We start from the raw sequence: 10,217 nt of genomic DNA, 5'->3' as shown, positions 1-10,217 counted from the left end.
CTTGCCACGTGCCCAGAGCGCCGCCCGCGCGACTACCCCTAACTAACTTCCCGCGCAATGCCGCAGGCACAGGCGCTACGCATCCGCGTCAGCGGCAACAACATACTGCCCAAACCGCTCCTTATCCGCCGGCGACAGCCGCGCCACCACGTGCACCCCGTCGCCTGAATACCGCTCGCTAACCACCTTGCTCCGCGCGTGCAAATACGCCAGCGATCGCCCGGCCTCAGCCAGCGGCAGCACCAGCGTCACCTCGCCATACCCGCTAAAAAGCCGGCGCGTGATCAACCCCGCCAGCGCCTTGATCGACGCCGGGTCCTCGGCGCTATACAGCAAGTCGCCGCCTTCCACCTGCGGGTAGGCGCGCCCGGTCAAATCCGCCTTGTTGTAGGCCGTGATCATTGGCCGCCCCGTGATCCCGATCTCGTCCAGCACCGCCAGCGTCGTCTTGATCATCTGGTTCATGTTGGGGTCCGACGCGTCCACCACGTTGATCAGGAGGTCGGCGTCCTTGGCCTCCTGCAGGGTTGCCTTAAAGGAATCAACCAGCTTGTGGGGGAGCTTGGATACGAAGCCGACCGTATCCGATAGGATAAAAGTAATCCCATCCCCTAGGTCGATCCGCCGCACCGACGTGTCCAGCGTCGCAAACAGCATGTCCTTGGCCAGGACCTCCTTGCTACGCTCACGAGCACCATCGCGGCCCCGCACAGCACCGCCACCAAACTCCCGCAGCAGCCCGTTCATGGTCGTTGACTTGCCCGCGTTGGTGTACCCCACCAGGGCCACCTTCGGCACCGAGCTGGCCTTCCGCCGGGCGGCCTTCACCGCCTCCTGGTCGGCCACCTCCCGCAGCTCCCGCTTGATTGCCGAGATCTGCTTGCCGATGGTCCGCCGGTTCAATTCCAGCTTGCTTTCCCCGGCCCCGCGGTTGGCAAAGCCGCCGCCCCCGGCTGCCCCGCCATTCCCGCGCTGCTGGTCGAGACTATTCTCAGAAGGATGTAGCCGCGGCAATTCGTACTCTAGCCGCGCCAGCTCCACCTGCAGCTTGGCCTGCCGGGTCCGGGCCCGGCTTGAAAAAATCTCCAAAATCAATTCCGTCCGGTCGATCACCCGCAGCTTAGTAATATGCTCCAGATTCCGGATCTGCACCGGCGTCAGTTCATCGTTGACGATCAAAACCTTGGCACCCAGGCCTTGTGCCAGGTCCCGGATCTCTGCCACCTTTCCCTTGCCCAGGTAGGTGCTGGCCACCACGTTCTCGGCCTTCTGGCTGGCTTGCCCGACCACCTCGTAGTTATTCGCCTCAGCCAATGCGGCCAATTCGCTCATCGAGTAGTCAAAGCCAGGATCATCCAAGTTGACCCCAGCTAAATAGGCCTTAACTTGTTGCGTATTATTGTTAATCATAAATAGTGCCCCTTGGTAAAAAATGTTGCCTTGCTTCTATACTAAAATTCTACCCTACCCCAAGCTCGAAAGCCAAAAATCCGGCCCACCCGCGCCCCAGTGTGGGTATCCGTTACTCATTATATATATTAGCCGATATTACAAAAACGTTACGCAATCGTTTTCCTACGTTGCTTACAACATTATATCGTTATATAATCAACTAATGTATAAAATGTGATAAACTAAAGAAGTTAATCGTCGTATTAACTTCAAAAGCGAATTTATCATCTAAAAAAGTGGAGAGAAAGAAGTAGTTATGTCTACAACTGAACAACAACCAGTTCATCATCATCATCACCACCACCATCACCGCCGCCACAAGCGTCACATTTGGCGCTGGATTGGCGGGATTGTGCTTGCTTTGGTTGTGGTGATCTTATTGGTTACTGGCTACATGTACAAGAACGCCCGGGATGCGGCAACGACCATGTACACACCTGTTTCTAAGGCAACCAAGTCTAACAAGAACCGGTTAAGCTCTGACAAGCTGTTGAGCAGCAAAAAGCCGGTCAACTTGCTTATCTTAGGTACTGACACCGGGGCTGACGGCCGGAGCGTCAAGAAGTACCACGGCCTAACCGACTTGATGATGTTCGTCACGGTCAACCCATCTACCAAGAAGACCCGGATCACCACCATCGCGCGTGACTCCAAGGTGACCTTGCCGGATTACCCAGAATATTCCCCAATCAAGCTGAACAGTGCCTACTCCCTAGGCGGGGTCACGGAAACTATCAAGACCCTGGACAAGTACTACAGCGTGCCAATTGACGGTTACGTCCTGGTCAACTGGAAGTCCACGATGAAGATCATCACCAAGCTGGGTGGGGTGGACGTAGTATCCCCTCTGACCTTCACCAACATGGGCTACAGCTTTAAGAAGGGGCAAACCTACCATATCTCTGGGCAAAAGGCTTTAGCCTTCGTTCAGCTGCGTCACGGTGATCCGCGGCAGGACTATGGTCGCCAGGAGCGGGAACGGCTGGTAATGATGGCAGCTTTGAAGAAGAGCGTGTCTTACAAGACCATCTTGAACGCTGACTTTATGAAGTCCCTCGGCAACAGCATGCAAACTGACCTCAGCATGAACGACATGATTAGCCTGGCGATGAACTACCGGGATGCAACCGATAATATTAAGTCGGACTATGCACAGGGGATGAGCAGCAGCGTCAACAACCAAAAATTTGGTAATATGGAAGTTGAAATTATGTCAACTAAAGAAAGACAGCGGATTTCCAATAATATCCGGCAAACTTTAGGAATTAAGAATGTCAACGTTTTAAAGGAGGACAACTAGTGAGCTCTGAACAACAGAAGAACGAAGAAGTAACCATTGACTTGCGTCGCCTGTTCCTGTTAATCAGGAAGCATGTTGCCAGTATTTTGGTTTGGACCATTGGCTTAGGCTTAGTCGGCTATGGGGTATCTGACTACCTGATCACGCCAAAGTACACGGCCACTACCCAGCTCTTGGTTAACCGGAAGACTACTGACGCTAACCAAGCATACGCCATGCAACAAGCTGACGTTAACGCAATTACGACTTACAAGGACTTGATCACCAGTCGGAAGATCTTAAAGGGTGCTTCAAGCTACTTGGCTAACCCAGTAACTTTGGTTAAGAAGGCTACCCCAGCTAAGAAGGCTGTTTATAAGACCCAAGACGATGGTACTCGTGTTTTGGTTAAGAAGGCCGTTAAGGCTCAGCCAGCGGTTTACAAGCGTGACAGCAAGAGCTACACGGTTTCCGCTAGCGAATTGAAGAGCGCGATCAGTGTTACGACTACTACTTCTTCCCAGGTTTTCTCTCTGTCAGCTACGGCAGAAACGCCTGCTAAGGCCAAGGCAGAAGCTAACGCTGTTGCCAAGGAGTTTAAGGAACAGTTGCCATCCATCATGGACGTCAACAACGTGACTATCGTAGCTACCGCATCTAACGGTACTAAGAGTTTCCCTAACGTGAAGCTGATGACTGCTGTCGGCGCCTTGGCTGGTTTGATTATCAGCCTGATGATCATCATTATCCGCGATTTGTCTGACACCACTGTCCGGGAAAGCTCCTTCATGACCGATGAAATAGGCTTGATCGACTTAGGTGAAGTGGCAAGCATCAAGATGCCAAAAGACTGGACATTTACGCCAGCTACTGCCAAGCGCACTACTAGAAGACGGGTATAGGAGGTTAGTATGGGATTATTTAAGAAAAAGGGCCTAGACAGCGAAACGATGAAGAATGGTGCCAAACTGATTACCTTGGCCCGTCCCCAAAGCGTAATTTCTGAACAATTCAGAAATATTCGTACTAATATTTCTTTCATGAACGTTGATAAGGAAATCAAGACTATTGCCTTCACGTCCGCTATGGCCTCTGCCGGTAAGTCAACGGTTAGCGCCAACGTGGCGATCACTATGGCTCAAGCTGGCAAAAAGACTATCTTGATTGATGCCGACTTGCGGCGGCCAACTTTGCACTCAACTTTTAACGTCTCTAATGTCCAAGGGTTAACTACTTTGTTGACTAATAAGAATGTTGATCCAGAGAGCGTAATTATGGCAAGTGGCGTTGAAAATTTGGACATTTTAATCGCCGGTCCGATTCCGCCTAACCCTTCAGAACTCTTGGGTTCTAAGCACATGCTGGACTTGATTGAAAATGTCAAAAAGGAATACGGCATGGTGGTAATCGACTTAGCGCCAGTTCTAGATGCAGCAGAAACCCAGCAATTGACTAGTTCCCTTGACGGGACGATCTTGGTGGTTCGCCAAGCCCACTCCCAAAAGGCTGCAGTTAAGCGGGCTGTGCAAATGCTCAAGTTGACCAACTCACCAATTCTTGGCTACGTTATGAATGACGTTGGCGAAGACGGCGATGGTGGCTACGGTTATGGCTATGGTTATGGCTATGGTTACGGCTACGGTGAAGAAGACAAGAAAGGCAAGTAAGAATTATGACAGTTGTCGATTTGCACTGTCACATCTTGCCAGGAATCGACGACGGTAGTAAGGATTGGGAGACCTCATTAAAGCTCGCGCAAGACGCAGTCAATGATGGGATCACCCACGCCCTGTGCACGCCGCACACGCTGAATGGCCGATTCCTCAACCACAAGGCAGATGTGATCAAGTTAACTGAGGAATTTCAAGAAAAAATTGATCAAGCTGGGATTCCGCTAACGGTCTTCCCAGGACATGAAGTCCGTCTGTCAGGTGGTCTTTTGGATGCCTTAGACAAGGATGACATCCTCTTTTGTGACGAGGATGGTCAGTACATGCTGTTGGAATTGCCAAGCAACGAAGTTCCCCACTATACTAAGAACATGGTCTTCCAGCTGATGCAAAGAGGTATCACGCCGATTATTGTTCACCCTGAACGGAACAATGAAATTCTGGAAGAACCGACTAAGCTTCAAGAGTTTTTGGAAATGGGAGTCTTAGTGCAAATTACAGCTAGTTCATACACGGGGACTTTTGGCAAGAAGATTGAAGACTGTAGCCGCAACTTTATTGAAGCCGGTCAATGTGCCTTCTTTGCCAGCGATGCCCACGACTTGCCGCGGCGGCAGTATCAGCTAAGTGCTGCCTTAGACAAGCTGGCCAAGGAATTTGGTGAAGAAAAGAAGCAAGAGTACTTGAATAACGCACAAGCAGTAATTAATGGTGACCCAGTTTACTTGAATTGGCAGCCATTGCCTAAGAAACGCAAGAAGTTCTTGGGGCTATTTTAAAAGAAGAAATTTGGATGAAGGAGAGGAAAAGATGGATATGGAAGTTAGCGGTTCAGCCTATGTCAAACAGTCCAAAGTCAAGGGCCGTCCTTTCTATCATGGGATTAAACGGCTCTTTGATTTCCTGGCTTCCCTACTTGCGTTGCTCTTGTTGTCGCCATTGTTCTTGTGGTTGGCAATCAAGATTCATGGTGAAGATGGCGGTCCGGTCTTTTATTCACAGATCAGAATTGGCAAGAATGAGAAGCCGTTTCGGATCTACAAATTCCGTTCGATGGTAGTCAATGCGGATAAAATGAAGAAGAAACTCCTGGAGCAGAATGAAGTTGAAGGCGCCATGTTCAAGATGCATGATGATCCACGGATTACCAAGGTCGGCAAATTCATTCGGGCCCACAGCTTAGACGAACTGCCCCAGCTGTGGAATGTGCTGATTGGCAATATGTCTCTGGTTGGCCCGCGGCCACCGTTGCCAAATGAGGTTGACCAGTACACTGATTACGATAAGCAGCGACTGTTGGTTAAGCCGGGCTGTAGCGGCCTCTGGCAGGCAACCAGCCGGAATGCGGCAGACTTTGCGGAAATGGTGCAGCTCGATATTGAATACATCAATCGGAGCAGTGTTTTCTTTGATCTATGGATCATCATCAAGACAATCGGGGTTATTTTTCACCCCAATGGGATGTATGAAGATTAGGAATTTGCGAGGATTTTCTGACCTCGCTTTTTTATTAGGAAGTAAGTTATGACAAAGAAAAATATTAAAGTATGTTTGGTTGGATCAAGTGGTGGTCACTTAACTCATTTGTACATGCTGAAGCCATTTTGGGAAAACAAGGATCGCTTTTGGGTTACCTTTGATAAAGAAGATGCTAGGAGCAAGCTGAAAGGCGAAAGGTTTTATCCTTGTTATTATCCGACTAACCGCAATCTTAAGAATTTGATCAAGAATACTTTCTTAGCAATTAAAGTGCTTCGGAAAGAAAAGCCAGATTTAATTATTTCAAGTGGTGCGGCTGTTGCAGCGCCATTCTTCTATATAGGCAAAATGATGGGGGCTAAGCTGGTATACATTGAAGTATTTGACCGATATGATAAGCCGACAGTGACTGGGAAGCTTGTTTATCCAATTACTGACAAATTTATCGTAGAATGGGAAGAAATGAAGCAGGTTTATCCTAAAGCAATTAACTTGGGAAGTATCTTCTAGAGGGACATATGATATTTGTAACTGTAGGAACACACGAGCAGCTATTTAACCGGCTAATTGAAAAGGTTGACGAACTGGTGGCTAGCGGTGAAATTAAGGAAAAAGTAGTTGTTCAGTACGGATTTAGTACTTACGAGGCCAAGCATTGCGAGATGCATAAAATGATGAGTTTTGATGAGATGCAAGGGACGTTTAGGGATGCACGCATTGTCATCACTCACGGTGGCCCGTCTAGCTTTGTGGAAGCCTTGCAGTATGGCAAGGTACCAATTGTAGTTCCAAGACAACTGGACTTTAATGAACATGTCAATAATCACCAGGTTGACTTTACTAAACTGATTGCGGAGAGAATGAATAACATCATTCCAGTTTACGACATTGGTGATCTTGGTAAAACGGTTGCTGACTATGATACTATTGTGAAAACGAAGAACAGTGGTGAAAGTAGCAATAATAAGAAGTTTAATGATGATCTAGAAAAGATTGTTGATGGGTTGATGAGGGAGAGAAAGTGATGAAGGTTGGAATCCTTTCAATGCAACGTATTAAAAATTATGGTTCATTTCTACAGGCATATGGTTTAAAAAGTATACTAGATGAGTTAGGTGCAGATGTACAGTTTGTAGATTATCATCCGGGTAAGACGTTGATACCTGCTGATGGTGGGACTGGTGTAAAACGAAAAGTATTAAAAGCTATCGAAGCTTTTCAAGGAAGCGCACCGCTTTCTGAGAAGCTCCGTTTTATCAATTATAAAAAAAATTATGCTGCTAAGTATTACCCATATTTAGGTATTACCGAGAAAATGAACTATACCCCAAATGTTGACCTACTGGTTATTGGTAGTGACGAAGTATTCAATTGTGTGCAGAATAATACTAATGTTGGTTTTTCACCTGAATTGTTTGGTCAAAATTCTCATGCTAAAAGAATTATTTCCTATGCTGCATCTTTTGGAAACACGAATTATCAAAAACTTGAACAGTACGGTGTTGCAGATAAGGTTGCGGAATGGCTCAAAGATTTTGATGCAATATCAGTGCGTGACAACAATAGTGTACAAACTGTAGAAAAGTTAACAGGCAAAGTCCCACAGACGAATCTTGACCCAGTACTAATGTACAATTTTTTGGGCAACAACAAGGTTCCAACCGATATCGATGAAAAGCATAAGTATATGATGCTGTATGGTTATTCAGGACGCTTCACTGTTGCAGAATGCAAGAAAATTAGAGCTTATGCTAACAGCAAGGGGCTTAAGATTTACTGTATCGGTGGAGTACAAAATTGTTGTGACAAGTACATCGATTGTGACCCATTCAAAGTTATCGCCTACTTCCAACATGCTGAATGTGTAGTAACTGATACTTTCCACGGTACCATCATGAGCATCATCACCCACCGTCAATTTGTTAGTGTTGTCAGACAAGCGGGTTACGGTAACAGTGAAAAACTGGTCGACTTGCTGAACAGACTGCAGCTGAAGAATCGTCAGTTGCCAAGCTTGGATCTTCTTGATGCCAAGTTGGCTGAAACGATTAATTACACCAACACCGATGAAATCATCAAGAACGAGCGAGTTAAGACTAGAGAATATTTGAAAGGCTGGTTAGCTGAATAATGTATACTGAACTTAAGACTTACCAAATCATCATTGCCTTACTCAAAAAGTACAACATTCGTAATTGTGTACTTTCAGCGGGTAGTAGAAATGTTCCTTTTGTGCACTCTGTGGAAAAAGACCCGTTTTTCAAATGCTACTCTGTTGTTGATGAAAGAAGTGCCGGTTACTTTGCCTTGGGTATTGCTCAGCAAACTAACGAACCGGTTGTGATTTCATGTACTTCATCTACAGCGGCTACTAATTACTGGCCACCTGTAGCTGAGGCCTTTTATCAAAATATTCCAATTTTGGTGATGACTAGCGATCGTGATCCAGAAATGTTGGGTCAATGGGAAGACCAGATGATTGATCAGGTTGGTATGTTTGATCGTCACGTTAAGAAGTCGTTCAACTTACCGATTATTCATGAACATGATGATGAATTGTATTGCCAACGATTAGTTAATGACGCATTACTAGAATTGACTCACCGTGGTACTGGTCCAGTTCACATCAATATTCCAATGAAGTCTTACAACAACTCATTCAATGTAAAAACTTTGCCTGATGTTGTTAAATATGACCGTGTTACGATTGAAAAATCTGATATTCTTTGGGAGAAAAAACTTTCTCAACTTAAGAATGCCAAGAAGATTGCTGTGGTTTGTGGTCAACGCAGTTTTGTCAGTGATGATTTAAAGAAGCAGATCAGTTCATTCTTCAAACACTACAATTCAGCTATCATTGTTGACTATATGTCTAACCTTGATTTTGAAGAAGGTATCAATACTGTAGTCTGCATGGATGATCGCTATGTTACTACCAAGAAGGCTCAAGAATTACTTCCTGACATCGTAATTTCTTATGGTGGCCAAATTTTCTCAGGCGTAAAAGATCAATTTAGAAAGTTTCCTTACAAGTTTGAACATTGGCTAGTTCAAGAAGATGGTAAGGTTGTTGATGCCTTTAAGAGTTTCACTACTGTCTTTGAATGCAGTCCTGAATACTTCTTTACCAAGGCAAACAAGTACGCTGAAGATGCTGAAAATGATAAAGAATACTACAACCAGTGGAAAAATTACGCTGGTTCTGTAATTTACCCAGAATTCCCTTGGTCACATGTTTATGCGATTAAGCAGGTAGTAGAGAAGATTCCCGAAGACTCTATTTTGCACTTAAGCATTAATGATGCTATCAGAATTACTAACTTCTTCAAACTAAATCAGCATATTAAGACGTATGCTAACATTGGTACTCATGGTATTGATGGTCCGCTTTCAACTTTTTTGGGACAAGCTGTTGCTACTGATGATCCAGCGTTCTTAGTAGTTGGTGACTTGGCTTTCTTCTATGACATGAATGCTATGCGTTTGCGTCATATTAAGAATAATGTCCACGTGTTGCTGATTAACAACCATGGTGGCTCAGAATTCTACTTCAACGGAATGTACAAGGATAAGTACAGTGATTTGCACACTACTGCTCGCCATCAAACTAAGGCTGAAGGCTGGGTAAAGGAAAACAACTTCATCTATCTGTCAGCTCACGATAAGGAATCATTGAATTCTGCTGTTAAGGAATTCATGCGAACAGATCTTGATCAGCCTGTGTTCCTGGAAGTCTTTACTGAAATGAGTACTGATGCCAAGACTATTTATGATTTTTTTGATTTAAGTCGTCCGCGTGATTTAAAATCGGAGACGATTAGAAAGAGCAAAGAACTAATCAAGAAGACCATTGGTCAGGACAAGGCTCTGAAGATTGCCAAAAATTTAGGCATTAAGAAGTAAGGGGTAGGAAGTTGGGCTTAAAGAGAATAATTAGAAAAGTCGCTAAGTTCATTGTTGCTTCACAGCCAGCTAAGACTGTCCATGTAGAAGTTGCTCAAATCAACTATGGTGGTATTATGTCCAACAAGACTGCTGTCATTACTGGTGGTGGTTCTGGCTTAGGCTTAGCAATTGCCCAGAAACTTGTTTCAGAAGGGGCTGAGGTTATAATTAGTGGTCGAAACGAAAAAAAACTAGAAAGCGCATGTGAAAAATTGGGAGTAAGGTCTCAATATATTGTGTTTGATGTTTGTGAAGTAGAAAAAGCTGCTAAATTTCTTGATGAATGTGAGCAAAAACTTGGTAAAAAGATTGACTTCCTGATAAGTAATGCAGGCCTGTCTCTTCATGAAAATATTTTTACGGTAAATTGCAAGAATAATTTGAACACCCAC

The 10,217-nt window shown here is 45.4% G+C and carries 11 protein-coding genes; 10 read left to right on the top strand and 1 reads right to left on the bottom strand.

Going from position 1 to position 10,217, the window contains the following annotated elements; all coding sequences use genetic code 11:
• Window positions 1–75 precede the first annotated feature (75 nt).
• Complete coding sequence (gene hflX, locus FC20_RS08360) at window positions 76–1,410, bottom strand: GTPase HflX (RefSeq protein ID WP_056945371.1); 1,335 nt, start codon at window positions 1,408–1,410, stop codon at window positions 76–78.
• A gap of 298 nt (window positions 1,411–1,708) precedes the next feature.
• Here hflX and FC20_RS08355 point away from each other — a divergent pair, with 298 nt between their 5' ends.
• From FC20_RS08355 to FC20_RS08310, 10 genes are all read left to right on the top strand, one after another.
• The gene (locus FC20_RS08355; RefSeq protein WP_008460684.1) at window positions 1,709–2,752 is read left to right on the top strand and encodes an LCP family protein; all 1,044 of its coding nucleotides are present in this window, start codon (window positions 1,709–1,711) and stop codon (window positions 2,750–2,752) included.
• Window positions 2,752–3,633, top strand: coding sequence for a YveK family protein (locus FC20_RS08350; RefSeq protein WP_008460685.1), 882 nt, complete (start codon window positions 2,752–2,754; stop codon window positions 3,631–3,633). The genes FC20_RS08355 and FC20_RS08350 overlap by 1 nt, the downstream gene beginning before the upstream one ends.
• A 9-nt stretch (window positions 3,634–3,642) precedes the next feature.
• Window positions 3,643–4,398 carry a CpsD/CapB family tyrosine-protein kinase gene (locus FC20_RS08345; RefSeq protein WP_008460686.1) on the top strand — a complete coding sequence of 252 codons (756 nt, stop codon included), beginning with the start codon at window positions 3,643–3,645 and terminating at the stop codon, window positions 4,396–4,398.
• 5 nt (window positions 4,399–4,403) lie between these two features.
• Window positions 4,404–5,180, top strand: a complete 777-nt coding sequence (locus FC20_RS08340) for a tyrosine-protein phosphatase (RefSeq protein WP_008460687.1) — start codon at window positions 4,404–4,406, stop codon at window positions 5,178–5,180.
• A 31-nt stretch (window positions 5,181–5,211) separates the two neighbouring features.
• Window positions 5,212–5,877, top strand: a complete 666-nt coding sequence (locus tag FC20_RS08335; RefSeq protein WP_008460688.1) for a sugar transferase — start codon at window positions 5,212–5,214, stop codon at window positions 5,875–5,877.
• Window positions 5,878–5,940: 63 nt separating this feature from the next.
• On the top strand, window positions 5,941–6,390 hold the full coding sequence (gene pssD / locus FC20_RS08330) for a PssD/Cps14F family polysaccharide biosynthesis glycosyltransferase (RefSeq protein ID WP_201779618.1): 450 nt from the start codon (window positions 5,941–5,943) through the stop codon (window positions 6,388–6,390).
• Between the two features lie 8 nt (window positions 6,391–6,398).
• Window positions 6,399–6,905 carry a glycosyltransferase gene (locus FC20_RS08325; RefSeq protein WP_008460690.1) on the top strand — a complete coding sequence of 169 codons (507 nt, stop codon included), beginning with the start codon at window positions 6,399–6,401 and terminating at the stop codon, window positions 6,903–6,905.
• Window positions 6,905–8,011: a polysaccharide pyruvyl transferase family protein gene (locus FC20_RS08320; RefSeq protein ID WP_008460691.1), complete on the top strand. Its 1,107-nt coding sequence runs from the start codon at window positions 6,905–6,907 to the stop codon at window positions 8,009–8,011. The genes FC20_RS08325 and FC20_RS08320 overlap by 1 nt, the downstream gene beginning before the upstream one ends.
• Entirely contained in the window at window positions 8,011–9,783 is a 1,773-nt protein-coding gene (gene menD / locus FC20_RS08315) for a 2-succinyl-5-enolpyruvyl-6-hydroxy-3-cyclohexene-1-carboxylic-acid synthase (protein WP_008460692.1), read from the top strand. The genes FC20_RS08320 and menD overlap by 1 nt, the downstream gene beginning before the upstream one ends.
• Window positions 9,784–9,794: 11 nt before the next feature.
• Window positions 9,795–10,217 (top strand): SDR family oxidoreductase (locus tag FC20_RS08310; RefSeq protein ID WP_008460693.1); only part of this gene is annotated, 423 nt, incomplete at its 3' end.

The sequence above is a fragment of the Lactobacillus equicursoris DSM 19284 = JCM 14600 = CIP 110162 genome, from assembly GCF_001434815.1.
GTDB classification, from domain to species: Bacteria; Bacillota; Bacilli; order Lactobacillales; family Lactobacillaceae; genus Lactobacillus; species Lactobacillus equicursoris.
Note: the sequence above shows the minus strand (reverse complement) of the source record. Positions and strands in the feature narration are given on the sequence as shown.

What these genes read in the sequence shown, in the direction of transcription:
- FC20_RS08335 (WP_008460688.1), top strand. Translation starts at nt 5,212, where the DNA reads ATGGATATGGAAGTTAGCGGTTCAGCCTATGTCAAACAGTCCAAAGTC.
- FC20_RS08320 (WP_008460691.1), top strand. Translation starts at nt 6,905, where the DNA reads ATGAAGGTTGGAATCCTTTCAATGCAACGTATTAAAAATTATGGTTCA.
- FC20_RS08355 (WP_008460684.1), top strand. Translation starts at nt 1,709, where the DNA reads ATGTCTACAACTGAACAACAACCAGTTCATCATCATCATCACCACCAC.
- hflX (WP_056945371.1), bottom strand. Translation starts at nt 1,410, where the DNA reads ATGATTAACAATAATACGCAACAAGTTAAGGCCTATTTAGCTGGGGTC.
- menD (WP_008460692.1), top strand. Translation starts at nt 8,011, where the DNA reads ATGTATACTGAACTTAAGACTTACCAAATCATCATTGCCTTACTCAAA.
- FC20_RS08325 (WP_008460690.1), top strand. Translation starts at nt 6,399, where the DNA reads ATGATATTTGTAACTGTAGGAACACACGAGCAGCTATTTAACCGGCTA.
- FC20_RS08340 (WP_008460687.1), top strand. Translation starts at nt 4,404, where the DNA reads ATGACAGTTGTCGATTTGCACTGTCACATCTTGCCAGGAATCGACGAC.
- FC20_RS08345 (WP_008460686.1), top strand. Translation starts at nt 3,643, where the DNA reads ATGGGATTATTTAAGAAAAAGGGCCTAGACAGCGAAACGATGAAGAAT.